14 protein-coding genes are annotated in these 17,109 nt (G+C 63.3%); 10 read left to right on the forward strand and 4 right to left on the reverse strand.

Going from position 1 to position 17,109, the window contains the following annotated elements; genetic code table 11:
* Positions 1-37 precede the first annotated feature (37 nt).
* Positions 38-1,018, reverse strand: coding sequence for an aldo/keto reductase (locus ACTJLC_RS21660; RefSeq protein ID WP_310125571.1), 981 nt, complete (start codon positions 1,016-1,018; stop codon positions 38-40).
* 271 nt (positions 1,019-1,289) lie between these two features.
* Between ACTJLC_RS21660 and ACTJLC_RS21665 the strand changes: the two genes are divergently transcribed.
* The gene (locus ACTJLC_RS21665) at positions 1,290-2,360 is read left to right on the forward strand and encodes a purine-nucleoside phosphorylase (protein ID WP_073430160.1); all 1,071 of its coding nucleotides are present in this window, start codon (positions 1,290-1,292) and stop codon (positions 2,358-2,360) included.
* 49 nt (positions 2,361-2,409) lie between these two features.
* Here ACTJLC_RS21665 and ACTJLC_RS21670 read toward each other — a convergent pair whose 3' ends face one another.
* From ACTJLC_RS21670 to ACTJLC_RS21680, 3 genes are all read right to left on the reverse strand, one after another.
* Positions 2,410-2,667 (reverse strand): hypothetical protein, encoded by a 258-nt coding sequence (locus ACTJLC_RS21670; protein WP_440845105.1) that lies wholly within the window; start codon positions 2,665-2,667, stop codon positions 2,410-2,412.
* The gene (locus ACTJLC_RS21675; RefSeq protein ID WP_073430159.1) at positions 2,633-2,941 is read right to left on the reverse strand and encodes a DUF4148 domain-containing protein; all 309 of its coding nucleotides are present in this window, start codon (positions 2,939-2,941) and stop codon (positions 2,633-2,635) included. The genes ACTJLC_RS21670 and ACTJLC_RS21675 overlap by 35 nt, the downstream gene beginning before the upstream one ends.
* Positions 2,942-3,200: 259 nt before the next feature.
* Complete coding sequence (locus ACTJLC_RS21680; RefSeq protein WP_073430158.1) at positions 3,201-4,205, reverse strand: LysR family transcriptional regulator; 1,005 nt, start codon at positions 4,203-4,205, stop codon at positions 3,201-3,203.
* A gap of 173 nt (positions 4,206-4,378) precedes the next feature.
* Here ACTJLC_RS21680 and ACTJLC_RS21685 point away from each other — a divergent pair, with 173 nt between their 5' ends.
* The 9 genes from ACTJLC_RS21685 (at position 4,379) to ACTJLC_RS21725 (ending at position 17,092) form a co-directional block, all read left to right on the forward strand.
* Positions 4,379-5,233 carry an alpha/beta hydrolase gene (locus ACTJLC_RS21685; RefSeq protein ID WP_083083061.1) on the forward strand — a complete coding sequence of 285 codons (855 nt, stop codon included), beginning with the start codon at positions 4,379-4,381 and terminating at the stop codon, positions 5,231-5,233.
* A 46-nt stretch (positions 5,234-5,279) separates the two neighbouring features.
* Entirely contained in the window at positions 5,280-6,488 is a 1,209-nt protein-coding gene (locus tag ACTJLC_RS21690; protein WP_073430157.1) for an efflux RND transporter periplasmic adaptor subunit, read from the forward strand.
* Between the two features lie 57 nt (positions 6,489-6,545).
* Complete coding sequence (locus ACTJLC_RS21695) at positions 6,546-9,731, forward strand: efflux RND transporter permease subunit (RefSeq protein ID WP_073430156.1); 3,186 nt, start codon at positions 6,546-6,548, stop codon at positions 9,729-9,731.
* A gap of 13 nt (positions 9,732-9,744) precedes the next feature.
* The gene (locus ACTJLC_RS21700) at positions 9,745-11,325 is read left to right on the forward strand and encodes an efflux transporter outer membrane subunit (protein WP_073430155.1); all 1,581 of its coding nucleotides are present in this window, start codon (positions 9,745-9,747) and stop codon (positions 11,323-11,325) included.
* 395 nt (positions 11,326-11,720) lie between these two features.
* Positions 11,721-12,560 carry a MetQ/NlpA family ABC transporter substrate-binding protein gene (locus ACTJLC_RS21705; RefSeq protein WP_073430154.1) on the forward strand — a complete coding sequence of 280 codons (840 nt, stop codon included), beginning with the start codon at positions 11,721-11,723 and terminating at the stop codon, positions 12,558-12,560.
* A 42-nt stretch (positions 12,561-12,602) separates the two neighbouring features.
* The gene (locus tag ACTJLC_RS21710; protein ID WP_440845079.1) at positions 12,603-14,009 is read left to right on the forward strand and encodes an LLM class flavin-dependent oxidoreductase; all 1,407 of its coding nucleotides are present in this window, start codon (positions 12,603-12,605) and stop codon (positions 14,007-14,009) included.
* Between the two features lie 13 nt (positions 14,010-14,022).
* The gene (locus tag ACTJLC_RS21715) at positions 14,023-15,180 is read left to right on the forward strand and encodes a methionine ABC transporter ATP-binding protein (RefSeq protein ID WP_310129400.1); all 1,158 of its coding nucleotides are present in this window, start codon (positions 14,023-14,025) and stop codon (positions 15,178-15,180) included.
* Positions 15,173-15,829, forward strand: a complete 657-nt coding sequence (locus ACTJLC_RS21720; RefSeq protein ID WP_073430151.1) for a methionine ABC transporter permease — start codon at positions 15,173-15,175, stop codon at positions 15,827-15,829. Before ACTJLC_RS21715 ends, ACTJLC_RS21720 begins: the two co-directional genes overlap by 8 nt.
* Before the next feature lie 60 nt (positions 15,830-15,889).
* Positions 15,890-17,092: an acyl-CoA dehydrogenase family protein gene (locus ACTJLC_RS21725; RefSeq protein ID WP_310129397.1), complete on the forward strand. Its 1,203-nt coding sequence runs from the start codon at positions 15,890-15,892 to the stop codon at positions 17,090-17,092.
* Positions 17,093-17,109 lie beyond the last annotated feature (17 nt).

Consider the following 17,109-nt stretch of genomic DNA (forward strand, 5'->3'; position numbering starts at 1 on the left):
GTTTGCGCCGCCGGGGCGGCGCTCTCCAACATACCGCTTATTTGAAGCCGGTCACCGCGTGCGGCACATACAGTTCTTCGAGCTGGCGAATTTCATCGTCGCTTAGATTCAGCGAGAGAGCGGCCACCGCGTCGTCCAGATGATGCAGCTTCGTCGCACCCACGATCGGCGCGGTAATCGGCTTCTTCTGCAAGACCCACGCTAGCGCGACTTGCGCCCGCGGCACGCCGCGCTCGGCGGCAATCCGGCTCACCCGCTCGACGATCTGGCGATCCGCGTCCTCGGTTTGCGCGTACAGCGTGCGGCCGAATTCGTCGGTCTCGGAGCGCGCGCTCTCGGTGTTCCAGTCGCGCGTCAAACGTCCGCGCGCGAGCGGGCTCCACGGAATCACGCCGATGCCCTCGCTTTCGCACAGCGGCAGCATCTCGCGTTCTTCCTCGCGGTACAGCAGGTTCACGTAGTTCTGCATCGTCACGAAGCGCGTCCAGCCGTTGCGTTCCGCCACGTGCAGCGCCTTGGCGAACTGCCACGCATACATCGACGATGCGCCGATATAGCGCGCCTTGCCCGCCTTCACGACATCGTGCAGCGCTTCCATCGTTTCTTCTATCGGCGTGTCGTAGTCCCAGCGGTGGATCTGATAGAGATCGACGTAATCGGTGCCGAGACGCCGCAGGCTGTTGTCGATCTCCGCCATGATGGCCTTGCGCGACAGGCCGGCGCCGTTCGGGCCCGGATGCATGCGGCTATTGACCTTGGTGGCCAGCACGATCTCGTCGCGCTTGGCAAAGTCCTTCAGCGCGCGGCCGACGATTTCCTCGCTCGTGCCGTCCGAATAGACGTTCGCGGTATCGAAGAAATTGATGCCTTTATCGAGCGCCTGCTTGATGAATGGACGGGACGCCTGTTCATCGAGCGACCAGGGATGAGTGCCGCGCGAGGGCACGCCGTAGCTCATGCAACCGAGGCAAAGACGCGATACATCGAGGCCGGTGCGGCCGAGTTTCACATACTCCATCGTGGTGCTCCTGTTGAGAACTGCACAAAGGCGGTGCGTGCCCCAAGGGACTTTCCTTCGGACTTGCCGCGGATCGTCGATTATAGGGAAGCCGGGAGAAGCGCGTGCAGAGCCGCCGCGCCGGCTTTCAGCAGTAAGGTTCAGCCGTCGGGCGGGAAATGATGCATTGCATAATGGAAAGTAAGGAAAATAATTTCTTCGCACTTATACTTCTTTCGGCTTGAAAGCAGCACTCTCCCAAACTGCATCACAAGCAAAAGGAAGAATCACGATGCTGACTCGCACATTCGGCGCTGTCTGCGCCATTACGCTCGCGGCGTGCGCCGCGTTTTCGTCGGGCCCCGCCAGCGCCGACGAGGACGGTTTCTCGCAAGGCGAGGGCGGCTCGCATGGGCGGCCCGTCAAGGTGATGATCATTTCGATGTTCGGCCCCGAGGGGCAGGTGTGGCTCGACCGGCTCGGACCGTGGCGTGATATTCCGGTGGACGGTTTGTCGCCCGATTACCCGGCGGTTCATTGCAACCGGCAGGACGTGTGCGTGATGACCACCGGCATGGGACATACCAATGCGGCCGCGTCGATCATGGCGTTGACGTTCTCGCCGCGCTTCGATTTGCGGCGCACGTATTTCATGGTGGCCGGCATCGCCGGTATCGACCCGCAACAGGGCACGGTCGGGTCCGCCGCCTGGGCGAAGTACCTGGTCGACTTCGGCATTCAATGGGAGATCGACGGGCGTGAGATTCCGTCGGGCTGGAATACGGGCTACCTCGGCATCAATACGAAGAGCCCATCGGAAAAGCCGCCGCTCGACTATCGGACGGAAGTATTCCAGTTGAACACGCAACTCGCCGATACGGCGTTTGCCTTGTCGCGTAACGTTGCGCTCGCCGATAACGCGCAGGCTCAGGCGGCGCGCGCGAAGTACTCGTATGCGCCGGCTAACCGTCCGCCTACCGTCATTCAATGCGACACGCTGGCGGGCGATACGTGGTGGTCGGGTACGCTGCTTGGTCAGCGGGCCCGCGACTGGACCAAGACCTTGACGGATGGCAAAGGCGTCTATTGCACCACGCAGCAGGAAGACAACGCGACCTACGAGGCGCTCAAGCGCGCGGCCGCGGTGCATAAGGTGGACTTGAATCGCGTTGCCGTAGTGCGCTCGGGTTCCGATTTCGACCGGCCCTACGATGGACAAACCAGCGCGGACAATCTGATCAACTACGCCGCGCAAGGCGGCTTTACGATCGCCCTCGAAAACCTGTACCGCTCGGGGAATCCTCTCGTGCAGGACATTGCTACTCACTGGGGCGAGTGGCGCGACGGCGTGCCGAAACGCTAACTCTCTCTCTACGTGGTGTGCCCGCGGAACGAAGCCGCGGGCACACCCATCACTCATTGCTAACGCGGCGTAACGCGGAATTGCCAACCGTACTTAACGTTGCGGTGCGCGAAACGGCGTCCAGACCGGAGCGTCGGTATTCCAATGATCGAGTTCGGATGGTGCCATGATGTTCTCCTTTTGAAGACTGCATGAATGGCGCCGCAATGACTATTTGTTCGAACTGAATCATCGCGGCGTTTTCATTTTTACTGCCCGCTTCACTGCCCGCTTCACTGCCCGTTAGCAACGCGCGTGACCTCGCCATTCGTGCCTTCCTGCAATGCAATGCGCGCGGCCTGCGTTTGACCGATCAAGCCTTTGTTCGGATACGTGGTGCGATTCAGTGCCGGCAGTGAACCGTCGCGATAAGCGGCGACCAGTTCGGCCTTCACCTCGGCGCGTGTTTTAGTGCTCGTGCTCGGGGCCGGTTGCGTTTGATAGCTGCCGGCATGACCAATACCGCCACTGCTGCTTTGTGCAAACACCGGTGCGCTTGCGAGCAGCGAAAGAGCTAGACCTGCGAAGAGATTGCGTTTCATGATTCACTCCTGTCGATTCATTTGCAGCAACGCGGTGTGCTGCGACAGGGTGAAATGTAGGCTTCGGCGGAGTGCGGATAAATCGCACTTTCACGAAATGAATTGTCGCGATTCAAGAACAATCGCCGCGAGGATCAGTCCGCAAAGGCTGCGCGAGCGCGCTGGCACTGGGCTCGCCGTGAGTACAAAAAGAAAACCGCGGCATTGGAGCCGCGGTTGAAATTCACTATTCCAGAATCCGTACTTCAGATCAAACGAATCAGGCGACCCACTCGGATATCACAGGCGTGTCGAGTGTCGGGGCGGATTCACGTTCCTCCAGAGTACGCTTCGTGCAGGTGGCGTCGAGACTGCCGCGGCCGCTCAGCAATGGGCAACGGTCGAACAGTTCGGCAATCCAGTCTACGAAAACACGGACTTTAGGCGACAGATGCCGACTGTGCGGATAGACTGCGGAAATCGGCATCGGCAAGGGCTTCAACTCCGGCAGTACTTCCACCAGTTGGCCCGAACGCAGATGCGGCAGCACCATGAAGAGCGCCGGCTGAATCAGGCCGAAGCCTTCAAGCCCGCAGGTCACGTAGGCATCGGCGTCGTTCACCGAGACGATGCTCTTCATCTTCACTTCGATTTCCTTGCCGTCCACCATGAAAGCCCAATCGAGCGTGCGTCCCGTGCGGCTCGAAAAGTAGTTCACTGCTTTGTGATTTTGCAAGTCGTCGAGCGAGGTCGGCATGCCGGCGCGCTCGATATAGTCGGGGGACGCGCAACTCACGCCCTCGAACAAACCGATACGGCGCGCCACCAGCGAGGAATCCTGGAGCGCGCCCACCCGCACCACGCAATCCACGCCTTCCTGCAACAGATCGACGGGGCGATCCGTCAGTCCGAGTTGCAGGTCGATGTCCGGGTAGCGCGTGTGGAACTCACATAGTGAAGGAATCACCAGCAAGCGGCCGATCGATCCCGGCATGTCGATGCGCAGCTTGCCGTGCGGCTTCTTATTGCCGCTTTGAAAACTGGCCTCGGTTTCCTCGACGTCCGCGAGAATGCGCACGCAGCGCTCGTAGTACGCCGCGCCGTCCGGCGTGAGCGACAAACGCCGCGTGGTTCGGTGCATGAGCCGCGTGCCGAGGAACGCTTCGAGATTCTGAATGATGGTGGTAACCGATGCACGCGGCAGGTCGAGCGTTTCCGCTGCACGGGTAAAGCTGTTGGTGTCGACGACGCGCGTGAACACTTGCATGGCCTGAAGCCGGTCCATTGCAAACCTCCGGAAAGGGCGGGCGCACTGAGCGGAAATCGAATCCGCGGAGCAATCGCATTCGATTGTTCAGAGTCGCCGAATTGTGTTGCCGGATTATAGGCATTTATTTACGAGTCTGCCGAACCCACAATTCGCACCATTGCAGTTTTGTGCGCATTGCGCGGCTCGACATGGATTTATTGAAACCGCCGTACTCCCTCGCGCCCGCCGGCAACGGCCCGGCAGAGGCCAGCAGCACGGCACTCGGCGTGACCGACGTGCAGATAGAAGGGCACGCGCAGGACATTACCTTGCGTTTGTACCGGCAAGGCCAGAAGACCGCACTGCCGGTATTGCTTTATTTTCACGGCGGCGGCTTTACCAAGGGCTCGATCGATCAGGCCGATTTCGCCGCGCGTTATTTCGCGGAACACTTACCGGCATTGGTCGTGTCGGTGGGTTATTCGCTCGCGCCGCAGTTTCCGTTTCCGGCGGCGCCTGAAGACGCGCACCGCGCGGCGCTGTGGGTGCAAACGCGGGCACGCGCGTTCGGCGGCAACAGCAAGAAGGTCGGCGTGGCCGGGCATGACGCGGGCGGGCAGTTGGCCAATTGCCTCGCGTTCATCGCGCGCGATCGCGGGGATGTGCAGATTGCCGCTCAGGCGTTGTTCGGGCCGATGCTCGACCCGAGCCTCACGCGCCTCGGCGACGAAAAGCGCCTCGGCTCGGACATCACCGCGAAAGAGTGCGCCGCCTGTTATCGCGCGTACTTGCCGCAAGCGTCGCAGCGCATGCATCCGTATGCGGCGCCGCTGGAGTCGTCGCGGCTCGCGGGCCTGCCGGCCACGCTGATCGCGACGGCGCAAAACGACGTGCTGCATGTGGAGGCGGAGAAATACGCGAGCAGTCTGATCGACGCGGGTGTGCTGACTCAGGTGGTCCGTTATCCGAGCGTCTCGCATGCCGCGTTGGCCGATCATCCGCCCGCCTTGCAGGAAGCGGTGCGATTTTTTCAGTGGCGCTTCGATGCGCGCGCCCATCGCTGAAACAGAAACAAGCAAAAACTTTAATCAACGATACCGGGAGCTTTTCATGACTATCCTTCCTCTTTCCCGCCGCCGCGTGGCGGTTGCCGCGCTTGTCGTGGTCGTGCTGGCCGGGCTGGGCACGTTCGGCGCGATTCGTGTCGACGCCAGTTCGCCGGCCGCGCCGACGATCGTGCCGGAAGTCGATGTCGCCACCGTGGTGCAAAAGACGATTACCGACTGGCAGACCTATTCGGGCCGCCTCGAAGCCGTCGAAAAGGTGGACGTGCGTTCGCAGGTGCCGGGCACGATCGTGTCCGTCAACTTCAAGGACGGCGCGCTCGTGAAGAAAGGCGACACGCTGTTCGTGATCGACCCGCGCCCCTACGCGGCGGAAGTCGATCGCGCGGCCGCGCAGCTTGCGGCCGCGCAGGCGCGCACCGGTTACACGCAAAGCGACTGGGAGCGCGCGCAGCGCCTGATCGCCGACAACGCGATCGCCAAGCGTGATTACGACGAGAAGCAGAACGCCGCGCGCGAGGCGAGCGCCAATCTGAAGGCCGCGCAAGCCGCGCTCGAAACCGCCCGCATCAATCTCGGCTACACGAAGATCGTGGCGCCGGTGTCGGGCCGCGTGTCGCGCGCGGAAATCACGGTGGGCAACGTGGTGTCGGCGGGCGCGAGCTCCACGCCGCTCACCACGCTCGTGTCGGTGTCGCCGATCTACGCATCGTTCGACGCGGACGAACAAACCTACCTGCAATACCTGAGCCGCGCGAAAGACGGCGGCAAAGTGCCGGTGGAACTCGGTCTCGCGGACGAAAGCGGCTATTCGCGCAGCGGCACGATCGAGTCGGTGGACAACCGGCTCGACACGTCGTCGGGCACGATCCGGGTGCGCGCGCGTTTCGACAACCAGGACGGTGCGTTGATTCCGGGTCTCTATGCACGCGTGAAGGTCGGCGGCAGCGAGCCGCATCCGGCCCTGCTGATCGACGATGCCGCGGTGGGCACCGATCAGGACAAGAAGTTCGTGCTGGTGGTCGACCAGGGCAATCACGTCGTGTATCGCGAGATCGCGGTGGGCGGCATGCAGGGCAACCTGCGCGTCGTCAAGGGCGGCCTGAAGGCCGGCGATCGCATCGTGGTGAACGGCGTTCAGCGGGTGCGTCCGGGCGATTCGGTGCGCGCGCACATGGTGCCGATGACGACCGATCAGGACCCGAACAGCGCGCCGCTCGCGCAGGCGCGCGCCAAGGCGGACAAGAATTCGTGAGCCTCGCGCGCCGCGGCTAGACACGCGCGGCGCGTGCTCCAACGTTAAGAGCTTCCCATGAACATATCCAAATTCTTCATCGATCGGCCGATCTTTGCCGGCGTGCTGTCGGTATTGATTCTGCTGGGCGGCATCATCGCGCTCTTCAAGCTGCCGATCTCGGAGTACCCGGAAGTGGTGCCGCCGTCGGTGGTGGTGCACGCGCAGTATCCGGGTGCGAATCCGAAAGTGATCGCGGAGGCCGTCGCCGCGCCGCTCGAAGAGCAGATCAACGGTGTCGAGAACATGCTGTACATGCAGTCGCAAGCGAATAGCGACGGCAATCTCACGCTCACGGTCACCTTCAAGCTCGGCACGAATCCCGACCTCGCGACGCAACTGGTGCAGAACCGCGTCAATCAGGCGCTGCCGCGTCTGCCGGAAGACGTGCAACGCCTCGGCATCACGACCATCAAGAGTTCGCCGACGCTGACGATGGTGGTCCACCTGATCTCGCCGAACAATCGCTACGACATGACGTATCTGCGCAACTACGCGCTGCTCAACGTCAAGGATCGGTTGGCGCGGATTCAGGGCGTGGGCCAGGTGCAGTTGTGGGGTTCGGGCGACTACGCGATGCGCGTGTGGCTCGATCCGCAGAAAGTCGCGCAGCGTGGTTTGACGGCGACCGAAGTGGTCAATGCGATCCGTGAGCAGAACGTTCAGGTGGCGGCCGGTGTGATCGGCGCATCGCCTTCGGTGCCGGGCACGCAGTTGCAGTTGTCGGTGAATGCGCGCGGCCGCCTGAAGACCGAGGGCGAATTCGGCGACATCATCGTCAAGACCGCGCCGGATGGCGGCGTGACGTACCTGCGCGACATCGCGCGCGTCGAGCTTGCGGCTTCCGAATACGGTCTGCGTTCGCTGCTCGACAACAAGCCGGCGGTGGCGCTCGCCATCAACCAGGCGCCGGGCGCGAACTCGCTCGCGATTTCCGATGAAGTGCGCTCCGCGATGAAGGAACTCGCGGAAGACATGCCGGCGGGCGTCGAATACAAGATCGTCTACGACCCGACGCAGTTCGTGCGTTCGAGCATCGAGGCGGTCGTGCATACGCTGCTCGAAGCCATCGCGCTCGTGGTGATCGTCGTGATCGTGTTCCTGCAAACGTGGCGTGCGTCGATCATTCCGTTGATCGCGGTGCCGGTCTCGATCGTGGGCACGTTTTCCCTGCTGCTCGCATTCGGCTTCTCGATCAACGCGTTGTCGTTGTTCGGCATGGTGCTCGCCATCGGGATCGTGGTGGACGACGCGATCGTGGTGGTGGAGAACGTCGAGCGGAACATCGAAAACGGGCTGAGTGCGCGCGACGCGACATACAAGGCGATGCAGGAAGTGAGCGGGCCGATTATCGCCATTGCGCTGACGCTGGTCGCCGTGTTCGTGCCGCTCGCCTTCATGACCGGCTTGACGGGCCAGTTCTACAAGCAGTTCGCGATGACCATTGCGATCTCGACGGTGATCTCGGCATTCAATTCGCTCACGTTGTCGCCGGCGCTCTCCGCGATGCTGCTGCGTAGCCACGGCGCGAAGGAAGATGTCCTCACGCGTGTGATGAATCGCTTGCTGGGCGGCTTCTTCAAGCGCTTCAACAAGGTCTTTCATCGCGGCTCGACGGCCTATGGCCGCGGCGTGACCGGCGTGCTGCGCCGCAAGGGCGCCATGCTCGCGGTCTACGCGGTCCTGGTGGGCCTGACGGTGCTGGTCTCGCGCGTCGTGCCGGGCGGTTTCGTGCCGGCGCAGGACAAGGAGTACCTGATCGCCTTTGCGCAATTGCCGAACGGCGCATCGCTGGATCGCACGGAAAAAGTGATCCGCGACATGAGTGCTATCGCGCTGAAGCAACCCGGCGTGGAAAGCGCGGTGGCGTTCCCTGGTTTGTCGGTGAACGGCTTTACCAATAGTTCGAGCGCGGGCATCGTGTTCGTGACGCTCAAGCCCTTCAAGGAGCGTGGCGACAAGAAGCTCTCGGCCGGTGCGATTGCCGGCGCGTTGAACCAGCAATATGGCGCGATCAAGGACTCGTTCGTGGCGGTGTTCCCGCCGCCGCCGGTGCTCGGTCTCGGTACGCTCGGCGGCTTCAAGATGCAGTTGGAGGACCACGGCGCGCTCGGTTACGCGGAGTTGAACAAGGCCGCGGAGGCCTTCGTGAAGAAGGCGGCGCAAACGCCTGAGCTCGGCCCGACCTTCTCCAGCTATCAGATCAACGTGCCGCAATTGAACGTCGACCTGGATCGCGTGAAGGCCAAGCAACTCGGCGTGCCGGTCACGGACGTGTTCAACACGATGCAGATCTATCTGGGCTCGCTGTATGTGAACGACTTCAACCGCTTTGGCCGCGTGTATCAGGTGCGGGTGCAGGCGGACGCGCCGTTCCGTCAACGCGCCGACGACATCCTGCAACTGAAGACGCGTAACACGGCGGGCGACATGGTGCCGTTGTCGTCGCTGGTGGCGGTGACGCCGACGTATGGTCCGGAAATGGTGGTGCGTTACAACGGCTATACGGCGGCCGACATCAACGGCGGACCCGCGCCGGGCTTCTCGTCGGGCCAGGCGCAAGCGGCGGCCGAACGCGTCGCGGCGCAAGTCCTGCCGCATGGCGTGAAGCTCGAATGGACCGACCTGACGTATCAGCAGATTCTCGCCGGCAATGCGGGCCTGTGGGTGTTCCCGATCAGCGTGCTGCTCGTGTTCCTCGTGCTCGCCGCGCTGTATGAAAGCCTGACGCTGCCGCTCGCGGTGATCCTGATCGTGCCGATGAGCGTGCTGTCCGCGCTGACCGGCGTGTGGCTCACGCAGGGCGACAACAACATCTTCACGCAGATCGGTTTGATGGTGCTGGTGGGCTTGTCCGCGAAGAACGCGATTCTGATCGTCGAGTTCGCACGCGAACTGGAGCATGACGGACATACGCCGCTCTCGGCGGCGATCGAGGCGAGCCGCTTGCGTCTGCGCCCGATTCTGATGACGTCGATCGCGTTCATCATGGGTGTGGTGCCGTTGGTGCTGTCGAGCGGAGCCGGTTCGGAAATGCGTCACGCGATGGGTATCGCGGTGTTCTTCGGCATGCTCGGCGTGACGCTGTTCGGCTTGATGCTGACCCCTGTGTTCTATGTGGTGCTGCGCACGCTGGCCGGCGGAACGATTCACGTCGCGCAGAAGGATGCGCCGCACTATGGCGCGCCGGTGACGGACGCTTGAGGAGAAAACAATAATGAAACGTTTTGAATCTTTGGGCGGGTGGGGGCGGGCGGCTACCAGCGGTTTGCTGGTCGCGCTGCTCGCCGCCTGCTCGGTGGAGCCCACGTATAAGCGGGCGGAGGTGGATACGCCGGCCGCGTTCAAGGAAACGCCTGCCGCTTCCGCACAGGACACGGGCACGTGGAAGCAGGCCCAGCCCGCTGACGACGCGCATCGCGGCCAATGGTGGACGATTTTCGGCGACCCGCAGTTGAACGCGCTGGAAGAGCAGGCGGCCGCCGCGAATCAGGATCTGAAGGCGGCGGCGGCGCGCGTGCAACAGGCGCGCGCGGTGACGCGGGCGGCGCGCTCGGACTGGTTCCCGAAGCTCGACGCGGGCTTCGGCCCGACGCGTGAGCGCGTTTCGGCGGCCTCGCAATTCCAGCCGGCCAGCGCGGGCGGTACGACGGGCACGATCTGGCGCGCGCAGGTGGGCGCGTCGTACGAAGCCGATCTGTTCGGGCGCGTCGGTTCCAACGTGAACGCGTCGCAAGCGGACGAGCAGCAAAGCGAAGCGCTGTTCCGTTCAGTGCAGTTGTCGTTGCAGGCCGACGTCGCGCAGAACTATTTTCAACTGCGCGAACTCGACACGGATCAGGATCTGTACCGCCGCACCGTGGCGCTGCGCGAGGACACGCTGAAGCTGGTCGAACGGCGTTTCAAGGAAGGCGATATCAGCGAACTGGACGTGTCGCGCGCCCGCAATGAACTGGCGAGCGCGCGCGCCGATGCGGTGGGCGTGGCGCGTCAGCGGGCGGCGTCCGAGCATAGCCTCGCGATTCTGCTCGGCAAGCCGCCGGCGGATTTCTCGTTCGCGGAAGCGCCGCTTGCGCCGGTCACGGTGCGCGTGCCGCCTGGTTTGCCTTCGGCCCTGCTCGAACGCCGGCCGGATATTTCGGCGGCGGAGCGGGCAATGGCGGCGGCGAACGCGCGGGTGGGTCTCGCGAAGTCGGCGTTCTTCCCGAAGCTCGATATCACGGGCGCATTCGGTTATGAGTCGGCGACCTTGGGCGATCTGTTCATGTGGTCGAGCCGTGCGTTCATTCTCGGGCCGTTCGCCGGCACGGCGCTGACCTTGCCTCTGTTCGACGGCGGCCGCCGCAAGGCGAACCTCGCGCAAGCTCGCTCGAAGTACGACGAGGACGTCGCGCAATATCGTCAACAGGTGCTGGTGGCGTTCCGCGAGGTGGAGGACAACCTGGCCGATCTGCGTTTGCTCGACGATCAGATGCGCGAGCAGAACAATGCGGTGCAGGCATCGCAGCGCGCGGCGCATCTGTCGCGCACGCAGTACACCGAGGGCGCGGTCAGCTATCTGGACGTGATCGACGGCGAGCGGCAGGTGCTCCAAACGCAACTACAGGCGAGTCATTTGTCGGGCACGCAGGCGGTGGCGACGGTTAATCTGATTCGCGCGTTGGGTGGTGGATGGAGCGACGTGAAGGCGCCGGATGCCGCGGTGGGGTCGGTTGCGCCGGCTTCGGGTGCGGTTGCTGCTTCTGCTGCTGCTTCTGCTTCTGCTCCGGCGGTGACGGAACAGGTAGCGAAGCGGTAGGTGTTTAGATCAGTTGTTAGTGGTGAACGCCGGGGCGCGCGGTTGCGCGGCCCGGCGTTTTTATTTGGGCAGCAGCGCGACGGCGCGGTTTTCAGCGGTTCTATTCCTCACTGCGCCCCGCCAAATCATTTTTCCCGCTTTCCTTCCGAAAATCCCTTCGTAGACCACTGGTTTCGCCGCCTCTATCATGGGCCGCACCTCATCTGGAGAGAGGCGATGACCTGTCCGACTTTCCGCTGTTCGCGCTGACCGACTGGCGCTTCCTGTCACTGCCACGCGCGGGCTAAGCCGCGCGTCGCGGATTTCCGTTGCCCGATGTTCTCCGGCATGCGTCGCCGCGTGCCGTTGGACCGGCTCGCCTCAAAACCGATACGTCACGACTTTACGAGTTCACCATGCGCATTTCTCTATCCACATTGCTGCGCTCTTTCAATGCGCCGGCTCGCACGCTTTTCGGCGCATTCGGTCTCGCGCTGGCGTTGTCCGCCACGTCGGCATTCGCGGCGGATGTGCCCACGCTGAAGATCGGCACCGCCACCAGCCCGCAGATCGAGGCGCTCAAAGTCGCCGCGCGCGAAGCCAGGGAGCAGGGACTCGACGTCAAGATCATCGAGTTCACCGACTGGAATACGCCGAACGCGGCGCTCGCCAACAAGGATATCGACGTCAACTACTTCCAGCACATTCCGTTTCTGGAGAACGCGAAGAAGCAGGGCGGCTATAACTTCGTCGCGATCGCGCCGGGCACGATCATGAAGATCGGCCTGTACTCGAAGAAGATCAAGCGCTTCGACGAGTTGAAGAACGGCGCCACGGTCGCAATCGCCAACGATCCGGTCAACGGCGGCCGCGGGCTGTTGTTGCTGCAACGCGCCGGCCTCATCAAGCTGACGCCGGGTATCGACTATCGCGCCACGACGCTCGACATCATCGACAACCCGAAGCACCTGAAGATCGTGCAGCTCGAAGCGTCGCAACTGGCCCGTTCGCTCGACGACGTCGACCTCGCGCAAGGCTACCCGAGCTTCATCAAGCTCGCGGGCACCACCGATCCGAATAGCGCGCTGCTGTTCGACGGGCTGGAGAACAAGAACTACGCGATCCAGTGGGTCGTGCGTCCGGAAAGCGCGAACGATCCGCGTATTCGCAAGTTCATCGCGATCTATCAGCATTCGCCGGCCGTGCGCGCCGCGCTCGACAAAGCCTTCGGCACGCTTTACGCCGTCGCCTGGTAACGAAAGCGGTTAGGCGTGGCCGGAACAGAAAGGAGCCGCACGATGGCGAAGAAAAAGATTCTGCTGAACGCGTTCAACATGAATGCCGTCGGTCATATCAATCATGGCTTGTGGACGCATCCACGCGACCGCTCCGCGCATTACACGGATCTCGACTATTGGACGAGTCTTGCGCAAACACTGGAGCGCGGCAAATTCGACGGCATCTTTCTCGCGGATATCGTCGGCGTCTACGACGTTTATCAAGGCGGTCCGGACACGCCGTTGCGCGAATCGGTGCAGATTCCGATCAACGATCCGTCCCTGATCGTCCCCGCGATGGCGCACGTGACGCAGCATATCGGTTTCGGCGTCACGTCGAATCTGACCTACGAGCCGCCGTATCTGTTCGCACGCCGCATGTCGACGCTCGATCATCTGACCAGGGGCCGGGTGGGCTGGAACATCGTCACCGGCTATCTGGACAGCGCGGCGCGCGGCATGGGGCTCGCGCAGCAGATCAGCCACGACGACCGCTACGATCGCGCCGACGATTACATGGACGTGGTCTACAAGCTGTGGGAGCAAAGCTGGGAAGACGATGCGGTGGTGCGCGACCGCGCGGCGCGCATCTTCTCGCATCCCGACAAGGTGCATCGCGTGAAGCATGACGGTCCGTATTATTCGATCGACGCCATTCATTTGAGCGAGCCGTCGCCGCAACGCACGCCGGTGCTTTACCAGGCGGGTTCGTCGAGCCGGGGTGTCGATTTCGCGGCACGCCACGCGGAATGCGTGTTCGTCGGCGGGCAGAACAAGCCGCTCACGCGCTCCATTGTCGACGACATCCGCACGCGCGCGGTGAGCTTCGGGCGTGCCGCGGACGATATAAGAATTTTCGCGGGCATCACGGTTGTCGTCGGCGAAACGGAACGCGCGGCGCGGGAGAAGTTCGACGAGTATCGGCGTTATGCGAGTGCCGAAGGCGGCCTCGCGCATTTCTCCAGTTCGACCGGCATCGACTTCTCGCAATACGAGCTGGACGAGCCGATCTCGTATGTGAAGACCGAGTCGATGCAATCGGCCGTCGAAGCCATTTCGAAGAAGAGCGTGAGCGGCGTGTGGACCAAGCGCAAGGTACTCGAACAGATGACGCTCGGCGGCCGCGCGAAACCGGTGGTCGGCTCGCCGCAGCAGATCGCGGACGAACTGGTGTCGTGGATCGAGGAAGCGGGTGTCGACGGTTTCAATCTGACACGCACGGTGATGCCGGAATCGTTCGAGGACTTCGTGAATCTGGTCGTGCCGGAGTTGCAGAACCGCGGCGTCTATAAGGAAGATTACGATGCCGCGCCGACGCTGCGCGAGAAGCTGTTCGGCGCCGGCCGAGCGCGGCTGCCCGACGTGCATGCGGGCGCCAGGCATCGGCGTCATGCGCGACACAACCTGCCGAGCGCAGTGAATGCCTGAGAGGAGCGAAGCAATGGCTAATCTATTCGACGTGCCGCAGTTCATTGAAGACACGCCGTCCCTCGCATCGAATCCTGGTTCGCTTCAGGCGACGCGAGCCGCCGTCGTATTCGACGACGTAGGCAAGACCTTCACTCATGCACGCGGCGTGCCGACCGCGGCGCTTTCGAACGTTACGCTGAACGTGGCGCACGGCGAAGTGTTCGGCATTATCGGCCGCAGCGGCGCGGGCAAGTCGACGCTGCTGCGGCTCGTGAACGGGTTGGAGAAGCCGAGTTCAGGCAGCGTGCGCGTGAACGGCGTGAGCGTCGGCGAACTCGACGAACGCGGCCTTGTTACATTGCGGCGGCGCATCGGCATGGTGTTTCAGCACTTCAATCTGCTTTCCGCGAAAACCGTGCGCGAGAACATTGCGTTGCCGCTGAAAATCGCCGGCACGCCGAAAGCGGTGATCGACACCAAGGTCGACGCGCTGCTCGAACTGGTCGGCCTGTCCGCCAAACGCGACGCTTATCCGGCGAGCCTCTCCGGTGGTCAGAAACAGCGCGTCGGCATCGCGCGGGCTCTCGTCACCGATCCTGAGATTCTGCTTTGCGACGAAGCCACGTCCGCACTCGATCCCGAAACGACGCAGGCGATTCTCGCGTTGCTGCGCGATATCAATCGGCGGCTCGACCTCACCATCGTTTTGATCACGCACGAAATGCAGGTGATTCGCGAAGTCTGCGATACGGTTGCCGTGATCGAGCGCGGGGAAGTGGTGGAAAGCGGACCGGTGTGGCGCGTGTTCGGCGATCCTCGGCACGATGCGACGCGCGCCTTGCTGCGCACGCTGGTGCACGACTTGCCCGCGGATCTCGCTGAACGCATCAAGCCTTTGCACGACATCGCGCACGCCGATGCGCGGATTCTGCTCGACGTGCGTTTCACCGGAGCCGATGCGCGCGAGCCGGATCTCGGCGGGCTGACTTCGGCGCTGAGCGTCGAAGGCGGGCGCGTGAGCTTCGTGCATGGCGGCATCGACAGGATTCAGGGGCATGCGCAAGGGCGTCTGGTCGTGTCCGCGCAAGTGCGCGCGAATGCGCACGGCACGATTCAAAAGCAGATCGCGACGCTCGTCGAGCGCGCGCGCGGCTACGCCAATCACGTCGAGGTGCTTGGCTATGTCTGATCTCTGGCTCTCGGAACTCGCGGACGCGATTCGCGACACCGTCGTGATGGTCGGCGTCTCCGCGTTCGTCGCGGCGTTGGCCGGCATTCCGCTGGCGCTGGTGCTGGTGACCACGACACGCGGCGGCATCTTCGAAAAGCGCGCGGTGAACAGCACGCTCGGCGCGCTCGTCAACGTGTTCCGCTCCACGCCGTTCATCATTCTGCTGGTCGCGCTGCTGCCGTTGACGCGCTTGCTGATCGGCACGACGATCGGCGTATGGGCCGCGATCGTGCCGCTCAGCATCGCGGCGATTCCGTTTTTTGCGCGCGTGGCCGAAGTGAGCCTGCGCGAAGTGGACCGCGGTTTGATTGAAGCCGCGCAGGCGATGGGCGCGCAACGGCGTCACATCATCTGGCACGTGCTGCTGCCTGAAGCGCTTCCCGGCATTCTCGGCGGCTTCACGATCACGGTGGTGGCGATGATCGGCTCGTCCGCAATGGCGGGCGCGGTCGGCGCGGGCGGCCTCGGCGATCTGGCGATCCGTTACGGCTATCAGCGTTTCGATACCACGGTGATGGTGACGGTGATCGTATTGCTGATCGTCATCGTGACGGCCGTGCAGTTCGTCGGCGACCGCTTCGTGCGACGGTTGGCGCAGCGCGCGTGACGGCCGGACCGCGCTTATGATGCTTGCGTCCCTCGTCAAACCTTTTCACGTGGACATTGCATGAACGAACCCCGTCATCCCGAGGCGCTGCAAACGCAGCAGGCGTGCGCCGCGCCCGTGGTGCGCGATCTCGCCGGCTTGCTCGACGCATTGCGCGCCAGCGCCGCGCAGCGCGATCGCGACGGCGGCCACGCAGCCCAGGAAAAACAATGGATCGCGGACGCGGGGCTGCTCACGCTCGCCGTGCCGCGCGAATTCGGCGGGCTCGGCGCGCGCTGGCCCGACCTCTACGAGACGATTCGCAAGATCGCGGCGGTCGATAGTGCGCTGGCGCATCTGTTGGGCTTTACCTGCTTGCAGGTGGTCAGCGTCAATGTATGGGGCAACCCCGAACAACGCGCACGCTATCTGGGCGGCACCGTGGAAGGGCGCTGGTGGTGGGGCAACGCGGTCAACCCGCTCGACACGCGGCTCGTCGCGAGCGCGAGCGGCGACGGCGGCTTTCTTCTCGACGGCCAGAAGGGCTTTTGCTCGGGCACGCGCGGCTCGCGGATGATGACCGTCTCCGCGCACGATCCGGCCAGCGGCAAACCGGTGTTCGCCGTGGTGCCGACCACGCGCGAGGGCATCGCCGTCCACGAAGACTGGAATCCGATCGGTCAGCGGCAGACCGACAGCGGCAGCGTGTCCTTTGCGCAGGTCAGGGTCGAGCCGCATGAAGTGCTCGTGCGCGCCGATACGCCGTATGCGAGTTTGCGCACGCTGGTTTCGCAGCAGGTGTTGATCAATCTGTTCGTGGGCATCGCGCAAGGTGCGCTCGAGGAAGCGCGCGTCTACGTCAATCAGCATGGCAAGCCGTGGATCAGCTCCGGCGTCGACAAGGCCACCGACGATCCTTACCTGATCCAGCGATTCGGCGAAATGCGCCTGCAAGCGGTGAGCGCGGAAGCGCTGGCGACCCGCGCCGCTTATGCACTCGAGGACGCGTGGCAACAAGGTCCGGCGCTTTCCGCGGAAGCCCGCGCGCACGTCGCGCTCGCCACGTCGGAGGCGAAAATCCTGGCGCATCGCGCCGCGCTCGACGTCAGCGAAAAACTGTTCGACGCCTGCGGCGCCCGCGCCACCCACGCGCCGCTCGCGCTCGACCGGTTCTGGCGCAACGCTCGCGTGCATACGCTGCACGATCCGCTCGACTATCGCGTGCGCGACGTCGGCCGTTATGCACTGAGCGGGACATTGCCGGAGGTTTCTTTGTACACTTGAGGCGGTTCGCGGCGGCC

The organism is Paraburkholderia sp. 22099, from assembly GCF_052045835.1.
GTDB lineage: Bacteria > Pseudomonadota > Gammaproteobacteria > Burkholderiales > Burkholderiaceae > Paraburkholderia > Paraburkholderia terricola.

Bases quoted from the DNA above. Each gene is read 5' to 3' on its own strand.
- ACTJLC_RS21685 (WP_083083061.1), top strand. From the start codon at position 4,379: ATGGATTTATTGAAACCGCCGTACTCCCTCGCGCCCGCCGGCAACGGC.
- ACTJLC_RS21660 (WP_310125571.1), bottom strand. From the start codon at position 1,018: ATGGAGTATGTGAAACTCGGCCGCACCGGCCTCGATGTATCGCGTCTT.
- ACTJLC_RS21690 (WP_073430157.1), top strand. From the start codon at position 5,280: ATGACTATCCTTCCTCTTTCCCGCCGCCGCGTGGCGGTTGCCGCGCTT.
- ACTJLC_RS21680 (WP_073430158.1), bottom strand. From the start codon at position 4,205: ATGGACCGGCTTCAGGCCATGCAAGTGTTCACGCGCGTCGTCGACACC.
- ACTJLC_RS21695 (WP_073430156.1), top strand. From the start codon at position 6,546: ATGAACATATCCAAATTCTTCATCGATCGGCCGATCTTTGCCGGCGTG.
- ACTJLC_RS21675 (WP_073430159.1), bottom strand. From the start codon at position 2,941: ATGAAACGCAATCTCTTCGCAGGTCTAGCTCTTTCGCTGCTCGCAAGC.
- ACTJLC_RS21670 (WP_440845105.1), bottom strand. From the start codon at position 2,667: ATGGCGAGGTCACGCGCGTTGCTAACGGGCAGTGAAGCGGGCAGTGAA.
- ACTJLC_RS21710 (WP_440845079.1), top strand. From the start codon at position 12,603: ATGGCGAAGAAAAAGATTCTGCTGAACGCGTTCAACATGAATGCCGTC.
- ACTJLC_RS21700 (WP_073430155.1), top strand. From the start codon at position 9,745: ATGAAACGTTTTGAATCTTTGGGCGGGTGGGGGCGGGCGGCTACCAGC.
- ACTJLC_RS21715 (WP_310129400.1), top strand. From the start codon at position 14,023: ATGGCTAATCTATTCGACGTGCCGCAGTTCATTGAAGACACGCCGTCC.
- ACTJLC_RS21705 (WP_073430154.1), top strand. From the start codon at position 11,721: ATGCGCATTTCTCTATCCACATTGCTGCGCTCTTTCAATGCGCCGGCT.
- ACTJLC_RS21725 (WP_310129397.1), top strand. From the start codon at position 15,890: ATGAACGAACCCCGTCATCCCGAGGCGCTGCAAACGCAGCAGGCGTGC.
- ACTJLC_RS21720 (WP_073430151.1), top strand. From the start codon at position 15,173: ATGTCTGATCTCTGGCTCTCGGAACTCGCGGACGCGATTCGCGACACC.
- ACTJLC_RS21665 (WP_073430160.1), top strand. From the start codon at position 1,290: ATGCTGACTCGCACATTCGGCGCTGTCTGCGCCATTACGCTCGCGGCG.